Source organism: Pseudomonas sp. GCM10022186 (assembly GCF_042656385.1).
Taxonomy (GTDB): Bacteria; Pseudomonadota; Gammaproteobacteria; order Pseudomonadales; family Pseudomonadaceae; genus Metapseudomonas.
Genome location: NZ_JBHSOU010000002.1, coordinates 94,957 through 117,737, shown reverse-complemented (window position 1 = coordinate 117,737; position 22,781 = coordinate 94,957). Strand labels below are relative to the sequence as shown.

General features: G+C 66.6%; 9 protein-coding genes and 1 pseudogene. 5 read left to right on the top strand and 5 right to left on the bottom strand.

What is annotated here, in order from left to right:
• Positions 1-123: 123 nt before the first annotated feature.
• The 4 genes from ntrC to ACFPU0_RS01250 all read right to left on the bottom strand — a co-directional run bounded on the left by ntrC (position 124) and on the right by ACFPU0_RS01250 (position 4,137).
• Positions 124-1,560, bottom strand: coding sequence for a nitrogen regulation protein NR(I) (gene ntrC, locus ACFPU0_RS01265; RefSeq protein ID WP_377690982.1), 1,437 nt, complete (start codon positions 1,558-1,560; stop codon positions 124-126).
• The gene (glnL, locus tag ACFPU0_RS01260) at positions 1,557-2,642 is read right to left on the bottom strand and encodes a nitrogen regulation protein NR(II) (protein WP_377690981.1); all 1,086 of its coding nucleotides are present in this window, start codon (positions 2,640-2,642) and stop codon (positions 1,557-1,559) included. Before glnL ends, ntrC begins: the two co-directional genes overlap by 4 nt.
• Before the next feature lie 313 nt (positions 2,643-2,955).
• Positions 2,956-3,576, bottom strand: coding sequence for a DUF4124 domain-containing protein (locus ACFPU0_RS01255; RefSeq protein WP_377690980.1), 621 nt, complete (start codon positions 3,574-3,576; stop codon positions 2,956-2,958).
• A gap of 3 nt (positions 3,577-3,579) precedes the next feature.
• Positions 3,580-4,137, bottom strand: a complete 558-nt coding sequence (locus ACFPU0_RS01250; RefSeq protein ID WP_377690979.1) for a DUF4124 domain-containing protein — start codon at positions 4,135-4,137, stop codon at positions 3,580-3,582.
• A gap of 361 nt (positions 4,138-4,498) precedes the next feature.
• Here ACFPU0_RS01250 and ACFPU0_RS01245 point away from each other — a divergent pair, with 361 nt between their 5' ends.
• Complete coding sequence (locus ACFPU0_RS01245) at positions 4,499-6,694, top strand: mechanosensitive ion channel family protein (RefSeq protein ID WP_377691332.1); 2,196 nt, start codon at positions 4,499-4,501, stop codon at positions 6,692-6,694.
• A gap of 202 nt (positions 6,695-6,896) precedes the next feature.
• Here the strand turns inward: ACFPU0_RS01245 and glnA are convergent, their stop codons facing one another.
• Positions 6,897-8,300, bottom strand: coding sequence for a glutamate--ammonia ligase (glnA, locus tag ACFPU0_RS01240; RefSeq protein WP_377690978.1), 1,404 nt, complete (start codon positions 8,298-8,300; stop codon positions 6,897-6,899).
• A gap of 332 nt (positions 8,301-8,632) precedes the next feature.
• On the opposite strand from glnA, the gene thiI reads away from it, so the two are divergent.
• From thiI to ACFPU0_RS01220, 4 genes and pseudogenes are all read left to right on the top strand, one after another.
• Positions 8,633-10,117: a tRNA uracil 4-sulfurtransferase ThiI gene (gene thiI, locus ACFPU0_RS01235; protein WP_377690977.1), complete on the top strand. Its 1,485-nt coding sequence runs from the start codon at positions 8,633-8,635 to the stop codon at positions 10,115-10,117.
• Between the two features lie 117 nt (positions 10,118-10,234).
• Positions 10,235-12,052 (top strand): translational GTPase TypA, encoded by a 1,818-nt coding sequence (gene typA / locus ACFPU0_RS01230; RefSeq protein ID WP_377690976.1) that lies wholly within the window; start codon positions 10,235-10,237, stop codon positions 12,050-12,052.
• Positions 12,053-12,415: 363 nt separating this feature from the next.
• The gene (locus tag ACFPU0_RS01225; RefSeq protein ID WP_377690975.1) at positions 12,416-14,128 is read left to right on the top strand and encodes a ShlB/FhaC/HecB family hemolysin secretion/activation protein; all 1,713 of its coding nucleotides are present in this window, start codon (positions 12,416-12,418) and stop codon (positions 14,126-14,128) included.
• Positions 14,129-14,154: 26 nt separating this feature from the next.
• A pseudogene (locus tag ACFPU0_RS01220) lies at positions 14,155-22,038 on the top strand (filamentous hemagglutinin N-terminal domain-containing protein); the annotation flags it as partial.
• Positions 22,039-22,781: the final 743 nt, after the last annotated feature.

The window sequence follows — 22,781 nt, the reverse complement described above, 5'->3', positions numbered from 1 at the left end:
GGGTGTATAGGAGGTGGCGTAGGGCGTATTGGCGACGAGTTGTCGGCGTGGCAGGAAATCGGCTGAGGGGGAGTGGGACGGTGGATTGGCGGGGTGCCGTGAATCACCCCGCCGGGCGCGGAATCAGCCCTCGTCGTTGTCATCCTCGTCGCTGCCGTCCACCTTCATGCCCAGCTCCTTGATCTTGCGGGTGAGGGTGTTGCGGCCCCAGCCCAGCAGCACGGCGGCATCGCGGCGGCGGCCGGCGGTGTGCTTGAGGGCGGTTTCGATCATGATCCGCTCGAAGGCCGGCACGGCACTGTCCAGCAGCCCGGACTGGCCACGCCCCAGGGACTGGTCGGCCCATTGGCGCAGCGCCTGCTCCCAGTTGGTCACCGGGGTGGTGTCATGGGGCTGGGTCAGCAGCTCCGGCGGCAGGTCGTCGACGTGCACCTCGCGGCCCGAGGCCATCACCGTTATCCAGCGGCAGGTGTTCTCCAGCTGGCGCACGTTGCCCGGCCAGGGCAGGTTCTTGATGTATTCCTCGGTCTCGTTCTTCAGCAGCTTGGGTTCCACCGCCAGTTCCTGGGCGGCGCGGGCGAGGAAGTGCCGGGCCAGCGCCGGAATGTCTTCGCGGCGGTCGGCCAGGCGCGGGATGTGGATGCGGATGACGTTGAGGCGGTGGAACAGGTCTTCGCGGAACTTGCCGGCCTGCACCAGGTTTTCCAGGTTCTGGTGGGTGGCGGCGATGATGCGCACGTCCACCTTCACCGGGGTGTGGCCGCCGACCCGGTAGAACTCGCCATCGGCCAGCACCCGCAGCAGGCGGGTCTGGGTGTCGGCCGGCATGTCGCCGATCTCGTCGAGGAACAGGGTGCCGCCATCGGCCTGTTCGAAGCGGCCACGGCGCTGGTTGGCGGCGCCGGTGAAGGCGCCTTTTTCATGGCCGAACAGCTCGGACTCCATCAGGTCCTTGGGGATCGCCGCCATGTTCAGCGCAATGAAAGGCGACGCGGCGCGCGGGCTGTGGCGGTGCAGGGCATGGGCCACCAGTTCCTTGCCGGTACCGGATTCGCCGTTGATCAGCACGGTGATGTTGGAGTGGCTGAGGCGGCCGATGGCGCGGAACACCTCCTGCATGGCCGGCGCTTCGCCGATGATTTCCGGGGTGCGCGTCTGGCTCGCCGGCGCTTCCAGGCCCTGCTGTTCCTGGGCGTGCTGGAAGGCGCGCTTGACCAGGGACACGGCCTCGTCCACGTCGAAGGGCTTGGGCAGGTACTCGAAGGCGCCGCCCTGGTAGGAGGCCACCGCGCTGTCCAGGTCGGAATGGGCGGTCATGATGATCACCGGCAGGCGCGGGTTCTGCTCGCGGATGCGCGCAAGGAGATCCAGGCCGCTGGTGCCGGGCATGCGGATGTCGGAGATGATCACGTCCGGCTGTTGCCTGGCCAGGCGGCTGAGCAGGCTGTCGGCGCTCTCGAAGCTCTGGGTGGTCATGCCTTCCTGTTGCAGGGCCTTTTCCAGGACCCAGCGGATGGACCGGTCGTCGTCGACGATCCAGACGGTTTCACTACGGCTCATGACGAGGAAGCTCCTTGTTCCAGCGGCAGGAAGATCGAGAAGACGGTGTGGCCGGGATGGCTCTCGCACTCGATCAGGCCCTGGTGCTGACTGATGATGTTCTGGGCGATGGCCAATCCCAGTCCGGTACCGTCCGGACGACCGCTGACCATGGGGTAGAAGATGGTTTCCTGGAGCTCGGCCGGGATGCCCGGGCCGTTGTCGATGATCTCCACCTTGGTCACCAGGCGATGGCGGGTATGGCCGATGGTGAACTGGCGCAGGGTGCGCGAGCGCAGGGTGATGCGGCCGAGGCGCAGTTCGTTCTGCCCGGAGATGGCCTGCATGGCGTTGCGCACTATGTTGAGCACCGCCTGGATCATCTGCTCCTTGTCGATGAACAGGTCCGGGATGCTCGGGTCGTAGTCGCGCACCAGATTGATGCCGCCCTGGCTTTCCGCCTCCACCAGGCTGCAGACGCGCTCCAGCACTTCGTGGATGTTGGTCATCGCCAGCGACGGCAGCTTGTTCGAGCCGAGCATGCGGTCCACCAGGTTCCGCAGACGGTCGGCCTCTTCGATGATGACGTTGGTGTAGTCCTTCAGGTGCTCTTCCGGCAGCTCGCGGGAGAGCAGTTGGGCGGCGCCACGGATGCCGCCCAGGGGGTTCTTGATCTCGTGGGCCAGGCCGCGCACCAGCAGCTTGGTGGTCTCCTGCTTGGACAGCTGCGCCTCTTCCTTGGTGATCCGCAGCAGGCGATCGCGCGGATGCACTTCCAGCAGCAGCAGGGTCTCGCCGCGGTTGAGGATGGGCGTCACCGCGTAGTCCACGGTCAGGGTCTGGCCGGAGAGCGAGGTCAGCATGGCCTCGCGCTTGGTGAAGGGGTGCGCCTGTTCCACCGCCTGGCGCAGGGAGGCCAGCGCCTCGGGCGATTCGGTGAACAGCTCGCTGATGAACTGGCCATGGCTGCGCTGGCCGCTGACGGCCAGGAGCATTTCCGCCGCCGGGTTCATGTACTCGAGGCGCAGGTCGGCGTTGAGCAGGATCACCGCAGTGGTCAGGTTGTCTAGCAGCAGTCGGTGCAGGGCGTCGTTTATGGTCATGGCTTCGGCGCTCGTGGCGATGACAGGAAAATGCAAGAAGCAAACCAAAGCCCTGAAAAGACGCGGGAAAACAGGGTTTCTGCTGGCGCGAGGCGCTTTTCAGAGCAGATCGTCCGGCACGGAACGAACCAAAATGGGGAGAGTATAGAAAGCGGTGCAGGCATATGCACCGCAATGGTGCGTGCCGGGTTCGCTTTTGCAGGATGGGTGGAGCGCAGCGATACCCCTGCGGATGTCGATGGACATCGCGGAGCCCGGCGGAGCGCCGTCCGCCCCTTCCTGCGCTGCTCGGCTCCTGCGGCCGGGCTGGATATCAGATGAAAGGGAGGAGGGGGATATCGTCCTCCTCCTTCGGCTTGTCCTTCAGCGGGCATTCCGGGCGCACGCCATAGTCGTCCTTCTTGCAGGGACGGGCCTGGCGTTTCTGCGAAAGGGATATGCGCATGATGTGCACGGGCTGACTGGGGGTGCGCTCCACCACGCGGCCTTGCTCGTCGATGACTTCCACCGCCAACTGGTGGGTGCCGCGGTCCAGGTTCTGCAGCGGGAACACCGGGCTGCGGCCTGGCTCGCCCACGGGCTGGCCGTCCAGCAGCAGGCGATAGCTGTGGTTGGCGCGCAGGCCCGGCTCGCTCGTGGCGCTGACGATCAGGTTGCCTTCGCCGTCGCGGATGGTGGCGTCGGGCTCGGGCACCAGGATGCGCAGCATCTGGTAGCCCTCCTCGCGGGGGATCGGCTCGGCATAGAGCGGCGGCGGCTGGATCGGCGCCGGCTTGTCCATCCCGTTGGGCGGTGTCAGTTCGAGGCGCTTGGCATTCCCGGGCTTGGGACGGTCGGTGAAGACGCGGTTGCCCTCGTCGTCGATGTAGGTATAGACCTCGGCCAGCACGGGCTGGCCCAGGAAGAGCAGGGCGAGGAGCAGGAATCGGGTCATCGGTCAGTTGCTGGGGCGAGGTGTTGGAGCGGGTGGCGGCGGGCGCAGCGCCGGGCTGCTGGTGTTGACCCGCTGGACGGTGAAGCTGACGGGGGCACTGCTTTGCACCACTTTGGTGCCTGCGAGCACATCCACCGCGAGGCTGTGCTCGCCGCGGTCGACATTCACCACCTGCAGGCGCGGCACGTTGGCGGCCTGGCCGTAGGGCTGCCCGTCGAGGCGCAGGCGCAGGCTGTGGCCGGGGCGCAGGCGCGGCTCCAGGCGCACGCCGACGCTGAAGGTGCCGTTGTTGGCGCGCAGTGCCTCGTCATCGGGTAGGTCGGTCAACTCCAGTACCTGGTAGGAGCCGTCCTGCTCGTCCCGGGCAGGCTGCTCCAGCGGTTTCGCAGGCGGCTGTGCCTGGACCGCGTTGGTCGGCGGCAGCACCACCTGTTCGCTGGCGGTGCCGTCCGGTGGCTGGTTGGTGAACACCGTATTGCCGTTGGCGTCGGTGTACTTGTAGATCTGTGCGGTGGCTGGCAGGGCCAGTGCCAGCAGCAGGCCGGCGAGCAGGGGACGCATGGCGCGAGCTCCGTTCATGCAGTGTCGCTAAGCCTTGCACTGGCGGGATTGGCTGGCAAGGGCGGGATGATCCGGGTGTGCGGCTGAGCAACAATGGCGCCGCTTGTGGGAGATTCCATTTCAATCGGGGCGTAGGGTGGAAATCCCTTCAGGGATTTCCACCATCGGCGTCTTGCACGGCCCCGCTGGTGGATAGAAAAGCGCTATCCACCCTACAGGAATGATCGAATCGACATGGACAAGGCGTCCCGATCATGCCGCAACCTCTGTAGGCGATTGCCGCCGATTGGAGGCTCGGGCCGCCGGCTTTTGTATGATGCTGCGGTCCGACTTGTTTTCAGGGAATGTCCCTCTCGTGCCGATGCTGTCCTTGCCTACCCTTCGTTTCATTGTCCCGCTGCTGCTCTGCCTGCTCCTCGGCCTGTTCTGCGCCCCGCAGAGCCGGGCGGCGCTGCCCAATCCGCTGGCGGGGAGTTCCTCGGGCGGTGAGCAGATCAGCAGCGCCCAGCTCGAGCAGTCGCTCAACCAGGTGATCCAGACCCTGGAGAACGACCAGCAGCGCGCCGATCTGCTGAAGAAACTGAAGCAGATGCGCGACGTTACCCAGAAGGGCAAGGAGGAGGACGGCAGCGTGCTGGCGCTGATCGGCGATACCCTCGGCGGGCTGGAGAAGCGTTTCCAGGGCGAAAACAGTCCGCTGCGACTCTGGGGCCGGCAGTTCCAGTTGGCCCACGCCGAACTGGAGGAGCGCATGCCGTCCTGGCGCGAGCTGCCGGTGATCGTCTTCGACTTCTCCGTGGTCATCCTGCTCTGGGCCTGTCTGGCTTCGGCGCTGCTCTGGCTGGGGCGGCGCATGCGCGAGCGCTTCGGCCTGTCGGCGGAATTGCCGCACAACCCCAAGACCGGCGACCTGGTGCTGTTCGCCCTGCGCAAGCTGGGGCCCTGGCTGATCGCTTTCCTGATCACCCTCTACCTCTCGGTGGTGCTGCCCAGCTCCCTGAGCAAGACCCTGGCGATGGTGATGGCCTACGTGCTGGTATCCGGCACGCTGTTCTCCGCGCTCTGCGTGATCTGCCTGTCGCTACTCGGCGGGCCGCACCGCCAGCGGGCACTGGATATCCTGCGGCGCCAGGCCTTCCGTCCGCTCTGGCTGATCGGCAGCCTGGCCGCCCTGGGCGAGACGGCCCATGACCCGAGGCTGATCGCCGGCCTGGGCGAACACACGGCGATCTGCCTGAGCACCCTGGCCAACGGCAGCGCGGCCCTGTTCACGGCGCTGTTCGTATTGCGCTTCCGCCGCCCCATCGCCCACCTGATCCGCAACCAGCCGCTGGAGCTGCGCCTCAAGCGCCGCAGCCTGCACGACCTGGTACAGCTGGTCGGCACCCTGTGGTTCGTGCCGGTGCTGCTGCTGGTGGGCACCTCCCTGTTCGCCACCTTCGTCTCCGCCGGCGACAGCAACTCGGCCCTGCGCCGCGCCCTGCTTTCGGCGGTGCTGGCGGTGGTGGCGATGACCGTGATCGGCCTGATCCGCCGCCGCTCCGGCCGCATCGGCGAGGGGCCACGGCGCAGCGCACCCTATGTCGAGCAACTGCAGAGCTTCGGCTTCACCCTGGTGCACCTGTTCGTGATGCTGTTCTTCGTCGAAGTGGGTTTGCGGGTCTGGGGCATGTCGCTGATCCGTTATGCCGAGGGCGATGGCGAGCAGATCAGCATCAAGGTGGTGAGCTTCGGCACCACCCTGCTGGCGGCCTGGCTGGTATGGATCCTTACCGATACGGCGGTGCAGCACAGCCTGGGCGTCAGCGGCCGCAATCGCGGCAACACCCGCGCCCTGACCATGCTGCCGCTGATCCGCAACGTGCTCTTCGTCACCATCGCGGTGATCGCCCTGATCGTCGCCCTGGCCAATATGGGCATGAACGTCACGCCGCTGCTGGCGGGTGCCGGCGTGATCGGCCTGGCCATCGGCTTCGGCGCGCAATCCCTGGTGGCGGATCTGATCACCGGGCTGTTCATCATCATCGAGGACTCGCTGTCGATCGACGACTACGTGGACGTCGGCGGCCACCTGGGCACGGTGGAGGGCCTGACCATCCGCACCGTGCGCCTGCGCGACCTGGACGGCGTGGTGCACACCATCCCCTTCAGCGAGATCAAGAGCATCAAGAACTACTCGCGGCAGTTCGGCTACGCCATGTTCCGCTGGCCGGTGCCGGCCAGCATGCCCATCGACGACGCCCTGGCGCTGGTGCAGGCAGTAGCCAAGGAGCTGCGCAGCGATCCCGCCGTCTACCGCAGCCTGTGGTCGCCGCTGGAAATGCAGGGCGTGGAGAGCTTCGACAATGGCCAGGCGATCCTGCGCTTCCGCTTCAAGACCGCGCCGATCAAGCAGTGGGAAGTGCAGCGTGCGTTCAACCTGCGCCTGCGCCGCCGCCTCGACCAGGCCGGCCTGGAACTGGCGATGCCGCGCCTGAACGTGCAACTGAGCCGGGCGCGCACTTCCAGGTCCGAACCGCCGGAGGAACAGGGCGTACCGACGGATGGGGGGATCTGACCGAGGGTTGCATTCCCTTGTAGGGGCGAATTCATTCGCCAAGCGGACTGCAGGTCTGCCCCCGGAGGCCGCAGGGGGCTGCTGCGCAACCCTTGGCGAATGAATTCGCCCCTACAGAAGATGCCATGTCCTCCGTTTCGACAATAAAAAAGGCCTCCCGAGGGAGGCCTTAATATTGACGCTATTTATAGGTATTCGTGGATCAGACGCTGTAGTACAGGTCGTATTCCAGCGGGTGCACGAAGGTGCGCACCTTGATTTCTTCTTCGCTCTTCAGCTCGATGTAGGCATCGATGAAGTCGTCGCTGAACACGCCGCCCTTGGTCAGGAACGCGCGGCCCTTGTCCAGCTCTTCCAACGCCTCTTTCAGGCTGCCGCAAACCTGCGGGATTTCCTTGGCCTCTTCCGGCGGCAGGTCATACAGGTTCTTGTCGGCGGCATCGCCAGGATGGATCTTGTTCTGGATACCATCCAGGCCGGCCATCAGCAGGGCGGCGAAGCACAGGTAGGGGTTGGCAGCCGGGTCCGGGAAGCGCGCTTCGATACGGCGGGCTTTCGGGCTGTTCACGTACGGGATACGGATCGAGGCGGAACGGTTGCGGGCGGAGTAGGCCAGCATTACCGGGGCTTCGAAGCCGGGAACCAGACGCTTGTAGGAGTTGGTGGCCGGGTTGGTGAAGCCGTTCAGGGCCTTGCCGTGCTTGATGATGCCGCCGATGAAGTACAGGGCGGTATCGGACAGGCCGGCATAGCCTTCGCCAGCGAAGGTGTTCTTGCCATCCTTGGAGATGGACATGTGAACGTGCATGCCCGAGCCGTTGTCGCCGTACAGGGGCTTCGGCATGAAGGTCACGGTCTTGCCGTAGGCGTCGGCAACGTTGTGCACGCAGTACTTCAGGGTCTGGACTTCGTCAGCCTTGGCGACCAGGGTGTTGAACTTCACACCGATCTCGTTCTGGCCGGCGGTAGCCACTTCGTGGTGGTGAACTTCGACCACCAGGCCCATTTCTTCCAGGGCGTTGCACATGGCGGTACGGATTTCGTGGTCGTGGTCGACCGGCGGTACCGGGAAGTAGCCGCCCTTCACGCCCGGACGGTGGCCCTTGTTGCCGCCTTCGATGTCGGCGTCGGTGTTCCAGGAAGCCTGTTCGGAGAAGATCTTGAACATGGAGCCGGAGATGTCGGACTTGAACTTCACTTCGTCGAAGATGAAGAACTCGGGCTCCGGACCGACGAATACGGTGTCACCGATACCGGTGGACTTCAGGTATTCCTCGGCGCGCTTGGCGATGGCGCGCGGGTCGCGGTCGTAGCCTTGCATGGTGCTCGGCTCGATGATGTCGCAGACCAGGATCAGGGTCGGCTCTTCGGTGAAGGGGTCCAGGACGGCGGTGCTGTCGTCCGGCAGCAGGATCATGTCGGAGGCTTCGATGCCTTTCCAGCCTTCGATGGAGGAGCCGTCGAACATCTTGCCGTGTTCGAAGAAATCGTCATCGGCGTCACGGGCCGGCATGGTCACGTGCTGCTGCTTGCCTTTGGTATCGGTGAAGCGCAGATCAATCCACTTCACGTCGTGTTCTTTAATCATTTGAAGCGACTTCGACATGTTGTCCTCCAGGTGGACGGGGGCAGGGAACCTTGCCTCCCAAAAATTCGGGGTGACGCCGGGGCGGGATAGTCTGCCAGGGCGACCTGCCTCACAAGGGAGCAAATTGCGTGCCAGTGCCCCGGAATGGGCAGAGGGCCCAAAACTCGCGCCTGGCGGGGCCTTGGCTCCAATTGTGAGCAGTTTTGCGCACCGTTTTCGTGCTGGTTGCGCCGTGCACGCCCTGTTTTGGTGCGCACTAGGCTTTGCCGAATGATTTTGGTCAAAGCTTGAACAATTTCCGCTATAATCCGCGCCCCTCTTTTTCGGCCGCCGTCGCAAGCGCTGTTTTCATGAAACTCATCGTCAAAGTCTTCCCGGAAATCACCATCAAGAGCCGGCCGGTGCGCAAGCATTTCATCCGCCAGCTCTCGAAGAACATCCGCGCGGTCCTCAAGGACCTGGATCCGGAGCTCGAGGTGACCGGCGTCTGGGACAACCTCGAAGTCGAGACCCGGCAGACCGAGCCGAAGCTGCTGCGCGAGATGATCGAGCGCCTGACCTGCACGCCCGGCATCGCCCACTTCCTCGAAGTGCACGAGTACCCCCTGGGCGATTTCGACGATGTGCTGGAAAAGTGCAAGCTGCACTACGCCGACCGGATCCCCGGCAAGATCTTCGCCGTGCGCTGCAAGCGCGCCGGCAAGCACAGCTTCACCTCCATGGAGCTGGAGCGCCATGTCGGCAGCCGCCTGCGCCAGGAGTGCAACGCCGCCGGCATCTCCCTGGACAAGCCGGAAGTCCTGGTGCGCATGGAAGTGCGCGACCAGCGCCTGTTCGTCATCCACCACCAGCATGACGGCATCGGCGGCTACCCGCTGGGTTCCCTGGAACAGACCCTGGTGCTGATGTCCGGCGGCTTCGACTCCACGGTCGCCGCCTACCAGATGATGCGCCGCGGCCTGATGACCCATTTCTGCTTCTTCAACCTCGGCGGCCGTGCACACGAACTGGGCGTGATGGAAGTGGCCCACTACCTGTGGGAGAAGTTCGGCCGTTCCCAGCGTGTGCTGTTCATCAGCGTGCCCTTCGAGGAAGTGGTCGGCGAGATCCTCAGCAAGGTGGACAACAGCCAGATGGGCGTGGTGCTCAAGCGCATGATGCTGCGCGCCTCCACCCGCATGGCGCGCAGGCTGACCCTGGACGCCCTGGTGACCGGCGAGGCCATCTCCCAGGTGTCCAGCCAGACCCTGCCCAACCTCTCGGTGATCGACTCGGCCACCGACATGCTGGTGCTGCGCCCGCTGATCGCCAGCCACAAGCAGGACATCATCGACACCGCGATGAAGATCGGCACCGCCGAGTTCGCCAAGCACATGCCCGAATACTGCGGCGTGATCTCGGTGAACCCGACCACCCGCGCCAAGATCGGCCGCATCGAACACGAGGAAGAGCAGTTCGACATGGCCATCCTCGAGCGCGCCCTGGAACGCGCGCGCCTGGTGCCCATCGACCGGGTGATCGACGAACTGGGCCAGGACCTGGCCGTGGAAGAAGTGCGCGAAGCCCTGCCGGGGCAGATCGTCCTCGACATCCGCCACCCGGATGCCCGGGAAGATGAACCCCTGGAGCTGCCCGGCATCGAAGTCCAGGCCCTGCCTTTCTATGCGGTCAACAACCGCTTCAAGGAACTGGACGCCAACCGCCAGTACCTCCTGTATTGCGACAAGGGCGTGATGAGCCGCCTGCATGCCCACCATCTGCTCAGCGAGGGGCATGCCAACGTCAGGGTTTACAGGCCCGCAAGCTTGAAGCCGGAAGCGGGAAGCTTGAAGTGAAAAGAGCCTGCCCGATCAACCGTAACGTCATCTGGCTCAGCCATCCTCCCGACCGGACGGCCGTTACTTCCAGCTTTCAGCTTCAAGCCTCCAGCTTTCATCTAGGACAACAACACTGTGATTGAGAACCTCCGCAACATCGCCATCATCGCCCACGTCGACCATGGCAAGACCACCCTGGTGGACAAGCTCCTGAAGCTGTCCGGCACCCTCGACCGCAAAGAAGCGGAATCCGAGCGCGTGATGGACTCCAACGACCAGGAAAAAGAGCGCGGCATCACCATCCTGGCGAAGAACACCGCCATCAAGTGGAACGGCTACAACATCAACATCGTCGACACCCCCGGCCACGCCGACTTCGGTGGCGAGGTTGAGCGCGTGATGTCCATGGTGGACTCCGTGCTGCTGGTGGTCGACGCCCAGGACGGCCCCATGCCGCAGACCCGCTTCGTGACCCAGAAGGCCTTCAAGGCCGGTCTGCGTCCGATCGTGGTGGTGAACAAGATCGACCGTCCGGGCGCCCGTCCTGACTGGGTCATCGACCAGATCTTCGACCTGTTCGACAACCTCGGCGCCACCGACGAGCAGCTGGACTTCCCGATCGTCTACGCCAGCGCCCTGAACGGCATCGCCGGTCTGGACCACGAGGCGATGGACGACAACATGGACGCCCTGTTCCAGGCCATCATCGACCACGTGCCGGCCCCGGTGGTGGACACCGAAGGCCCCTTCCAGATGCAGATCTCCCAGCTGGACTACAACAGCTTCCTCGGCGTGATCGGCATCGGCCGTATCGCTCGCGGCCGCATCAAGTCCAACACCCAGGTGGTCTCCATCGACGCCGACGGCAACAAGCGCAACGGCCGCATCCTGAAGATCATGGGTCATCATGGCCTGCAGCGCGTGGAAGTGCCGGAAGCCGAAGCGGGCGACATCGTCTGCGTCAGCGGCATGGAAGAACTGTTCATCTCCGACACCCTGTGCGACGTCCAGAACGTCGAGGCCCTGCCGCCGCTGACCGTCGACCAGCCCACCGTGAGCATGACCTTCCAGGTCAACGACTCGCCCTTCGCCGGCCGTGAAGGCAAGTTCGTCACCAGCCGCAACATCAAGGACCGCCTGGAGAAGGAACTGCTGCACAACGTGGCCCTGCGCGTCGAGCCGGGCGATTCGGCCGAGAAATTCAAGGTTTCCGGCCGCGGCGAACTGCACCTGTCCGTACTGATCGAAACCATGCGCCGCGAAGGCTTCGAGCTGGCCGTGGGCCGCCCGGAAGTGGTGATCATCGAGAAGGACGGCGTCAAGCAGGAGCCCTACGAGAACGTCACCATCGACATCGAGGAACAACACCAGGGTCCGGTGATGGAGCAGATGGGTCTGCGCAAGGGCGACATGACCAACATGATCCCCGACGGCAAGGGCCGTATCCGCCTGGAATACGTGATCCCGGCCCGTGGCCTGATCGGCTTCCGCAACGCCTTCCTGACCATGACCTCGGGCACCGGCATCCTGACCTCCACCTTCGACCACTACGGTCCGGTGAAGGCCGGCGACGTCGCCCACCGCCAGAACGGCGTGCTGGTCTCCATGGCCACCGGCACCGCGCTGACCTACTCCCTGGAAACCCTGCAGGACCGCGGCAAGCTGTTCCTGTCCCCCGGCGACGAAGTCTACGAAGGCCAGCTGGCCGGCATCCACAGCCGCGACAACGACCTGGTGATCAACCCCACCAAGGCCAAGAAGCTCGACAACATGCGCGCTTCCGGCAAGGACGAGACCATCCAGCTGACCCCGGCGCTGAAATTCACCCTGGAACAGGCCCTGGAATTCATCGATGAAGACGAGCTGGTGGAAGTGACTCCGAAGTCCATCCGCCTGCGCAAGAAGCTGCTGAACGAGAACGACCGCAAGCGCTACGAGCGTAGCAAGGTGTAACTCGGCACCGTAGTGAAAAAGGCCCCGCCGGAGCGATCCGGCGGGGCTTTTTCTTTCTTGGTCCGCCGTCCGTAGGGTGCGCTGTGCGCACCAGCCCTTGCTCGCGGCTCACTCGGCGTCAGGCGTGGGCATTCGACCTGCTGCGTAGGGTGGACAGCGTTCTTCTGTCCACCACCGCGGGGATCCACTTCGTAGATGTCCGCCCTGTGCCAGGTGCCTTTCCGTAGGGCGGGCTTCAACTCACCAGAAACCCTTCATACACCCAATCAGGACATTTCCATCTGACTGTTCAGAGCGCACCGGCATACCGCGCCCCGCTCAGTTGCTTTCATTGGCGCCTGCTTTCACATCAGGCCCAACGCAATGGAATTGCCCAGCGCGCGTTCATTGAAACGCCATCTCCTTCTCCTGCTCATCTTCACCCCAGGCATCGCGCAATGGGCTGGCGCCGACGTCTTGCCGGGCGACCGCGAGCTGATCCGCGAGCGCCAGGAACGCATCCTCGACGAACAACGCCGGCGTCTCGATGAGCTGCAGCAACTGCCCGGGGAAACCGTGCCGACCGAGCCGCCGGCGCCCGCCGACGAAGCCCGGTGCTTCCTCATACGCACCATCCGCCTGCAAGGCGCCGACCACATTCCCGCCCCGCGCCAGCGTGAACTATTGGCCCCCTTCGAGGGGCGTTGCCTGGGTAGCGCCGGCCTCAACGAGCTGCTCAAGGCCATCACCGGGTTCTATATCGACAAGGGCTACGTCACCTCGCGCGCCTACCTGCCGCAACAGGACCTGGCAGACGGCGAACTCGAAGTGATAGTGATCGAGGGGCGCCTGGAGGGGCTCGACAGCTCCTCCGTGGCCAGCGACCGCGAACTGGCCATGACCTTCCCCGGCCGTGTCGGCGATGTGCTCGACCTTCGCGAACTGGAACAACTGGTCGACCAACTGAATCGCCTGCCCTCGCGCCCGGCCCAACTGGAGCTGGTGCCCGGAGAACAGCCCGGCGGCAGCCGCGTTCGGCTCCAGGGCGAGGCCGCCAAGCCCTGGCGCGTCGGCCTCAGCCGCGACAACGACGGCCAGCGCAGCACCGGCGAACAGCAATGGGGGATCAGCTTCGACTGGGACAGCCCCCTGGGCCTCGCCGACCAGCTCAACCTGCGCGGCGGCGGCGATGCGGTCAGCGATCGCTGGCGCCATTCGGCGAACCAGGGCTTCTCCTACAGCCTTCCCTATGGCTGGTGGAGCCTCGGCTACAGCTACAGCCAGAGCTACTACCGCACCCGCACCGACAGCGCCGGTTTCGCCTTCGCCCTCGATGGCGAGAGCAAGAACCACCAACTGCGCGCCGAACGCGTGCTGCACCGCGACAGCGTCGGCAAGACCGCCGCCAGTTTCGGCCTGGCCCACCTGCGCACCCGCAACTACGTCGAGGACAGCCTGATCGAGGCCTCCAGCCAGCGCCTGACCGAAGTCCAGTTCGGCTTCAACCACGGCCGCCGCATGGGTTCGGCATTCGTCAACCTGGACCTCGGCTGGCAGCGCGGCATCGGGGCCCTGGACGCCCAGGGCGCCGGGCACCCCCGGGGCAGCGAACCAGTGGCGCGCTACAGCAAGTACAGCCTCACCCTCAGCTACCTGCAGCCCTTCCAGCTCTGGGGCGAGAACCTCAGCTTCGACAGCCTCGCCCATGGCCAGCGCAGCGAAGACCCACTGTTCAGCCCGCAGCGCATCAGCCTGGGTGGCCTCAGCTCGGTGCGGGGTTTCAAGGACCAGTCCCTGGCCGGCGACAGCGGCGGCTACTGGCGCAACCAGCTGCGCTGGCGCCGTGCGGTTACCTGGGAGCCGCTGCGGCCCTGGCTGCAGGAGTACGGCGCGGCGCTGGCCTACGACCTCGGCGTGATCCACGGCAATGCCCATAACCCCGGCCAGAGTGGCTGCCTGAGCAGCCACGCGCTGGAACTCAGCGCCCGCGGCCAGCACCTCGCCGCCGCGCTCACCTTCGCCCATTCGCTGGAGCGTCCGGACGCCATCGAGCGCAGCGAGCGCCCCGTCTACTTCCGCTTCGACCTCTTCTTCTGAGTCGGCCAGGACAGGAGTCCCGCAGCATGGATACCCGCAGTCCCTTCTTCCAGAACCTCGCCCTGGTCCTGGCCGGCATCCTCTTCCTCGACCCGATCGTCGCCACCGCCGCGCAGCTGGCGGTGGACCAGGCGGCCGGCGGCAATACCCAGCTGGGCCAGGCCGGCAACGGCGTGCCGGTGGTCAACATCGCCACCCCCGACGGCAGCGGGCTGTCCCACAACAGATTCAGCGAGTACCACGTCGGTTCAGAGGGCCTGATCCTCAACAACGCCACCGACAGGACCCAGGCCACCCAGCTGGGTGGCCTGATCCTCGGCAACCCCAACCTCCAGGGCCGTGCCGCCGGCACCATCCTCAACGAAGTCACCGGCGGCAACCGCAGCCTGCTCGGCGGCTACACCGAAGTGGCCGGGCAGTCGGCGCGGGTCATCGTCGCCAACCCCCATGGCCTCACCTGCAACGGCTGCGGCTTCCTCAACACCCCGCGCGCCACCCTGACCACCGGCACACCGGTGCTGGAGGGCGGGCGCCTCGACCGTTTCCAGGTGGACGGCGGCGACATCGCCCTCGAAGGTGCCGGCCTCAACGCCGGCAATGTCGACCAGTTCGAGCTGATCACCCGCAGTGCCCGGCTCAATGCCGAATTGCACGCCCGCCACCTGACCGTCGTCGCCGGGCGCAACGACGTGCAGGCCGACAGCCTGGCCGCCACGCCGCGCGCCGCCGATGGCAGCCCCGCGCCGGCCCTGGCCCTCGACAGCTCCGCCCTGGGTGGCATGTACGCCGGGGCCATCCGCCTGCTGGGCACCGAAGCCGGGGTCGGCGTGCGGCTGGCCGGCAACCTGGCCGCCAGCGCCGGCGATATCCGCATCGACGCCAACGGCCAGGTGACCCTGGCGCAGACGGCGGCGGCCGGCGACCTGCGGGTCAAGGCGCAGGGCGCCGAGCTGACCGGCCCGGCCTACGCCGGCGGCAGCGCCACGGTGGAGACCCAGGGCGACCTGGCCCTTCGCCAGAGCCTGGCGGCGAAGGACGCCGTGCGCCTGCACAGCGGCGGACGCACCCTCAACCAGGGGGTGGTCGAGGCCGGGGTCAACCCGGACAACAGCCGCAATGGCGGCGGCGACGTGCAGGTACAGGCGCGGGCGCTGCGCAACGCCGGTACCCTGGCGGCTAATCGCACCCTGACGGTCAGCGCCCGCCAGACCCTGGACAACCAGGGCGGCACCCTCAGCGCCCAGGGCAGTGCCCAGGTCACCGCCGGCAAGCTGGACAACCGCCAGGGCCGGGTGCTGGCCCAGGGCGATCTCGCGGTGACAGCCGATCAGCTGCAGAACAGCCAGGGCGGATTGATCACCAGCAGAGGACCGCTCGACGTCGGCGTGGGGCAGCTGGACAACCGTGGCGGCGAAGTTTCCAGCCAGTCGAATGCCCGCCTGCGCACCGACAGCCTGGACAACCGTGGTGGCAAGGTCATTGCCGAACAGATCCTCGATCTCGCCGCCAGCGAGGCCGTGAACAACCAGGCTGGCGCCCTCGGCGCCAACCAGCGGCTGCAGCTCAAGGCGGGCTCCCTGGACAACAGCCGGCAAGGCCGGGTTGGCAGCCAGGGCAGTCTCGATATCCAGGTAGCGGACACGCTGGATAACAGCCTGGCGGGTCATATCGGCGCCAATGGCCATACCCGGGTAGCTGCCCGAAAACTGGACAACAGTCAGGGCGGTCAACTGACCAGCAGCGCCGGTCTGGACCTACAGGCCGGTCAGGTGGATAACCGCGGCCAGGGCCGCATCGCCAGCAACGGTCCGTTGGCCGCCAGCATCACCGGCCTCGACCAGCGGGACGGCGGCCAGCTCAACAGCAACAGCGACCTCAGCCTCGACCTCAACGGCGGCCACCTGGATAACAGCGGTGGCCTGCTCAACGCTCCCGGTCGACTGCTGCTGAAGAACCTCGGCGAGGTCCGCAACCAGGGTGGCGAAATCTCCAGCCAACAGGCTTTCACCCTGGCCGCCCGCAGCCTCGACAACGCCAGCGGCAAGCTGCTCAGCGCCCAGGCCCTGACCCTGCGGCTGGAAAGCGCCCTGAACAACCTCAAGGGGCGGATCGCTGGCGCCGGCGTGGAGGTGCGCGGCGCCTCCCTGGACAACCGCGGCGGCCTGCTCACCAGCAGCGGCAACCTGCTGCTGCTGGTCGCCGGCCGGGTCGACAACCGTTCCGGGGAACTGTCCTCGGCAGGTGCCGCCAGGCTCGAAGCCGCCGGCCTGGATAACCGGGATGGCGACCTGCTCGGCGACGGTGGCCTGTCCATCGTCCTGGAAGGCGCGCTGGACAACCGTAACGGCACCCTGGTTTCCGGCCGCGACCTCAGCCTGCAGGCCGCCAGCCTGGACAACAGTCAGGGAGGCACGCTGGTGACGGACGGCAGCCTGGGCATCCTGCTCAGCGGTCTGCTGGACAACCAGGGCAAGGGCAGCCTGCTCGCTATGGGGGGCATGGATATCCAGGCCGGCCGCCTGGACAACCGCGCTGGCCTGGTCAGCGGCCAGGGCCGGATTGGCATCCTCGCCGGGCAGTCGGATAACCGTGGCGGCAACCTGGCCGCCAATGGCCCGCTGGCACTCAGGATCGACCTGCTGGACAACCGCGAGCAGGGCCAGATCAGCAGCAAGGCCAGCCTGGATTACCAGGGGCAGCGCCTGGACAACCAGGGCGGCCGCATCACTGCCGCCGGCCCCGTGCAGCTCAATGCCCGGGAGGTGCAGAACGGCCAGGGCCGCATCGCCAGCCAGGCCGACCTCAAGGCCAGCCTTGGCACATTGGAACAGGCGGGCGGCGAGCTGGTTGCCCAGGGCCGCCTCGCCCTCGACGCCGCCACCCTCGACAACCGCCAGGGTGGTCTGGTGGGCAGTACAGGGGCCTTGACGCTCGCAGTCGACCAGATCGACAACCGCGGCGGCGAGATATCCAGCCAATCCGGGGTGACCCTCTCGGGCCAGCACCTGGACAACAGCGGCGGCAAGCTGTTGGCCGGTACCGACCTCGTCCTTGCCGTGGACCGTGTAATCAACCAGGCCAAGGGCCTTGTCTTCGGCCGTGCGTCTGCCGCGCTCAGTGGCAGCAGCCTGGACAATAGCGATGGCACCCTGGCCAGCGCCAAGGCGCTGGTGCTTGCCCTGGCCCCCAGTGGCCGCGAGCCGGGCGGCACCCTGGTCAACCATCAGGGCCTGGTCAGCAGCGAGGGCACCCTGGCGCTCAGCGTCAGTCGCCTGGACAACCGGGCCGGCACTATCTCCAGCGCCGGCGACCTGAACCTGACCAGCGCTGGTCCGCTGGACAATCGTGCCGGCGCTATCCTCACCGATGCGGCCCTGCAGCTCGCCAGCGGCCAGCTCGACAACAGTCACCATGGCCGGATCAGCGCCAGGGGCGACAGCCGGGTCCGCGCCGGTGACCTGGACAACAATCAGGGCGGCATCCTGACCAGCGGCGCCCAGCTGAACCTCCAGGCCGCGCAGGTGAACAACAGTGGCAAGGGGCGCATCGCCAGCAATGGCCCGCTGAACGCCAATATCGCCAGCCTCGACCAGCGGGATGGCGGCGAACTCTTCAGCAAGGCCGACCTCAGCCTCGATCTCAACCAGGGCGAACTGGACAACCGCGACGGTGGCCTGATCAACGCCCAGGGTTGGCTGCTGTTGAATAACGTCGGCCTGCTGCGTAACCAGGGCGGGGAAATTTCCAGCCAGCGGGGCCTCAGCCTGGCGGTTCGGGAACTCGACAACAACGGCGGCAGCCTGCTCAGCAACCAGCCGCTGGTGTTGCGCATCGCCCAGGCCCTTAACAACGTCAAAGGCCAGATTTCGGCAGCCGGCCTCCGGCTCGAAGCAGGAAGCCTGGACAACAGCCAGGGCCTGATCAGCAGCACGGGAGACCTTGACCTCGTGGTGGCCGGTCAGGCGGCCAACCAGGGCGGTGAGTTGGTTGCCCTGGAAAAGCTCAACCTCCAGGCCGGCAGCCTGGACAACCGCGCGGGCGGCCTGGTGGGAGCGGTGAAAGGCATCAGGCTCGCGGTTGGCGAGACCGACAACCGCGGCGGCGAGATTTCCAGCCGGGCCGACGCCAGCCTCAGCGGCGGGTACCTGGACAACTCGGGTGGCAAGCTGCTGGCCAACGGCTCGCTGGCGCTGGCGATCGACCGGCTGATCAACCAGGCCAAGGGCCTGGTGTCCGCCAGTGGTGGCCTTCGCCTGGATGGCCGGGAACTGGCCAACGACGGCGGCACCCTGGCCAGCCGGCAGGACCTCCGGCTCGACCTGAGCGAGCGCTTCTCCAACCGCCAGGGCCTGGTGAGCGGCGAAGGCGCCCTGGGCATTGCCGCCGATACCCTGGACAACGCTGGCGGTACGCTGTCCGCCGGCGGCCCGCTGGTTCTGGAAGCCAGGACAGCGATGGACAACCAGGGCGGCCAGGCAGTGACCGACGACGGCCTGCAACTGCACGGCGGCCACCTCGACAACCGCCAGGGGCTGCTTTCCGCACAGGGGGCCATGCAGGTCCGCAGCACGGCCCTCGACAACCGCCGGGGCGGGCAACTGATCGGTGGCGACACCCTCAGCCTCGACACCGGCCTGATCGACAACAGCGACAAGGGCCGGATAGGCAGTGCCAAGGCCCTCGACGTACGCGCCACCAGACTCGACCAGCATGGCGGCGGCCAACTGTTCAGCCAGTCCGACCTCCGCCTCGACCTTCAGGGCGGCGCTCTGGATAACCGTGGCGGCCTGCTCAACAGCCCTGGCCAGTTACTGCTGCAGAACTTCGGCGACGTGCGCAACCAGGATGGCGAAATTTCCAGCCAGCAGGCCTTCACCCTGGCCGCCCGCAATCTGGACAACAGCAGCGGCAAGCTGCTCAGCGCCCAGGCCCTGACCCTGCGTATCGAGCAGGCCCTGGGCAACCTCAAGGGCCTGATCGCCGGCGCCAGTCTCGCCATCCGGGCCGCCCACCTCGATAACAGCGGCGGCACCCTGAGCAGCCGGAGCGACCTCGACCTCGGCGTGGAACAACTGCTCGTCAACGGCTGGCAAGGCCTGGTCAGCGCCGCCCAGGCCCTGCGCCTGACCAGTGGCAGCCTGGACAACCGGGGCGGCAGCCTGCTGGCGGGAGCGGCCCTGGATCTCTCCACCGGCAGCCTGGACAACAGTGGCCAGGGCCTGATCAACAGCCAGGGCTGGCTGACCCTGGCCAGCCGCCAGCAACTGGCCAATGACGGCGGTGAGATCTCCGCCAAGGGCGAGCTGGCCCTGCGCACCGGCCAGTTCGTGCAGCACCAGGGCCGCCTGATCGGCGAATCCGGCGTCACCCTCGACCTGAAGGGTGGCGACCTGGACAACCAGGGGGGCCTGATCCTCGCCGACGGCCCGCTGCGCCTGGAGCACCTGCGCGATCTCGATAACCGGGGTGGGGAAATCAGCAGCCGCGAGAGCTTCGCCCTCGACCTGCGCCACCTCGATAACCGCGGCGGCAAGCTGATCAGCAATGGCCAACTCGGCCTGCAACTGGCAAGCGCCAATAACCAGGGCGGGCTGATTTCCGGCTGGCTGGGCCTCGACCTCAGCGGCCTGAGCCTGGACAACAGCGCCGGCGGCACCCTCTCCAGCCGCAGTGGCGACCTCAACGTCCGTCTCACTGGCGCCCTGCTCAACCGGGGCGAAGGCGCCCTGGTCAGCCTGGGCGGCCTCAGCGTCAAGGCGGCCAGCCTGGACAACAGCGACAAAGGCATTCTTTCCAGCGGTGCCGGGCAGACGCTCGAGCTCACCGACCTGCTGGACAACCGCGAGGGTGGCCTGATCGACAGCGGCGCCGGCCTGAGCCTCAAGGCGGTCGGCCTGAACAACGCTGCCGGCACCCTGCAGGCGCAACAGGACCTGATGCTGGACGCCACCGACCTGGACAACAGCGGCGGCCGCATCGCCGGCAATGGCGCAGTCACCCTGAACCTGCTCGGTGCCCTGACCAACATCCGGGGGACCCTGGCCAGTACCGGCCTGCTGCTCCTGCAGGGGGCGAGCCGGGTCGACAACCGTGGCGGCCAGATCGCCAGCCAGGGCCTGTTGACCCTGCTCACCGGCAGCCTGGACAACCGCGACCAGGGCACCCTCGCCGCCAACGATGCCCTGCGGCTCACCGCCAGCGGTGCGGTGCAGAACAACAATGACGGCCTCATCTACAGCCGCAATGCCGGTCTCGAGCTGATGGCCGCCAGCCTCGACAACACCGGCGGCACCCTGCAGGTCCAGGGCGACCTCGCCCTGGCGGTCGGCGGGGCCCTCGCCAACCTGGGCGGCCGGCTCATCAGCCAGGACGGCAACGTCGAACTCGATGCCGCTACGCTGGACAACCGCGACGGCGTCCTCGCCAGCCTGCGCGGCTGGGTCAAGGCGCGCCTGGGCGACTGGCTCGACAACAGCGCTCGGTCCGGTGCGGGTGGCGTCATCCAGGCGCAGTCCCTGGAGCTTGCCGCCTCCCGTCTGAACAACCGGGGTGGGCACATATCGGCCCTTGGTGGCGACGCTCGGCTCTCCGCGGGGCAGCTCGACAACCGCCAGGGCGGGCTCTTCGCCAAACAACTGCTCCAGGTCAGCGGCACCCAGGTGACCAATGGCGGGCAGATCGCCGCCGGTGCGGTGGACTTCGGCCTGTCCGGCGCCCTCGATAACCGCCACGGGATCATCGAAAGCGACAGCACCCTGGCCCTGGCCGCCGCCTCGCTGGACAACCGTAGTGGACAACTACGCGCCCTGGGCGGCGGCGGCCGCACCCAGCTCAGCCTACAGGGGCTCTTCGACAACCGTGGCGGCGCGCTGGAAAGCGCCAACCACGAACTTGGCGTGAGCGCCGGCAATTTCCTCAACGCCGGCGGCAAGGTGCTCCATGTGGGCCGTGGCGCCTTCGATATCGACACCCTCAGCGCCACCGACGGCGATGGCAGCCTGGTCACCCGTGGCGTGCTGACCATCACCGCCGACAGCTGGACCAACAGCAGCGTGCTACAGGCCGGCAGCCTGATCGTCCAGGTCGGCCAGTTTACCCAGACCGCCGGCGGTAAATTGCTCGCCAGCGACCGGTTCAGCGGCAGCGGCGGCACCTGGACCAACCTGGGGCTGCTCGCCAGCGATGGCGATTTCCGTCTAGACCTCAGCGGCAGCTACAGCGGCAGCGGCCGCATCAGCAGCCTGGGTCGCCTGAGCCTCAACACGGGCCGGCTGGACCTGCCCGGCGAGGGCCGCATCACCGGCGGCGACGTCACCGATATCCAGGTCGGAGGGCTACTCACCAACGCTGGCCGAATCACCTCCGCCAGCGACATGAGGATCAACGCCGGGGCCATCGGCAACTTCGGCACCCTGGGCAGTGCCGGCCAGCTGCGCCTGGTGGCGCCGAACCTGCTCAACGAAAACGGGCTGATCTTCAGCGGCGCGGACATGACCCTGCGCGTGGACAGCTTCATCAACCGCCATACCGACCTGTTCAGCCTGGGAGCGCTGGACATCGCCGCCAACGACGCCGGGGCACGCAGCGCGGTGCTGGAGAACATCTCCTCGACCCTGGAAAGCCAGGGCGACATGCGCCTCTCGGTCAGCCAGCTCACCAACCGCAAGGACCGCTTCGAGGCCAGCCTCGAACTGCATGCCGGCCGCATCACCATCACCGCGACCGACAACTGCAAGGGCAAGCACTGCTGGGCCCTATACAACGTCAAGGAAACCTACCAGGCCAAGGTGATAGAAGACTCCGCCAGCGGCAGCCTGATCGCCGGTGGCCATTTGGTGTTCCAGGGCGACCAATTCAACAACCAGAACAGCCTGGTGTCCGCGGCGGGAGATCTCAGCGTCAGCGCGGAGCGCCTCAGCAACGTCGGCGCGGCGGGTGGCTACGAGCGCTATCGCACCTACGAGATCTACACCCGCAGCGATCCCGAGTACTGGGGCTTCGTCCAGAACCAGGAGCACTACAACCGCTTCAACGACCCGAACTCGGACGACTACGACCCGGGCCGCCTGGCCGCCGACCCCATCCTCATCGGTGTCAAACAGAGCGACCAGAACCTGCCGACCACGGGGGCCGTGGTGGCCCAGGCCATCATCCAGGCCGGTGGCCGGATCGACGTGCAGGCCAGCCAGGAAATCGTCAACGGCAGCCTGCGGCCGGGCGAGCCCGGCGCGCTGGGGGGCAGTCGCGTGCAGAGCACGGCCACCGACGCCAACAGCCTCTCGACGCCGGCACAGCTCAATGCGCAACTGCCACCCGACCTCGCCCAACAGCAGGTCAACCCGCTCAACTTGCCCGGCTTCAGCCTGCCCAGCGGCGAAAATGGCCTGTTCCGATTGAGCGGCCAGGGTGGCAGCGACGCCGAGGCCGGTATTGCCGGCAACGCCCCACAGCAGTGGACCATGGGCGGCGCCAGCGTCGGCCTCGCCCAGCGCGAGCGCCAGCTTCCCGATACCCAGGTGCGTGAGGTGCAGGTCAGCGGCAATGCCCAGACCGGTGGCTCGCAGCTTGGCCTGGGTGACTGGCAACGCGCCGGAGGGGACGGCGCCAGCGCTGGTGCCATCCGCGTCGAGGTCGATGGGGCGTCGGTCGTTAC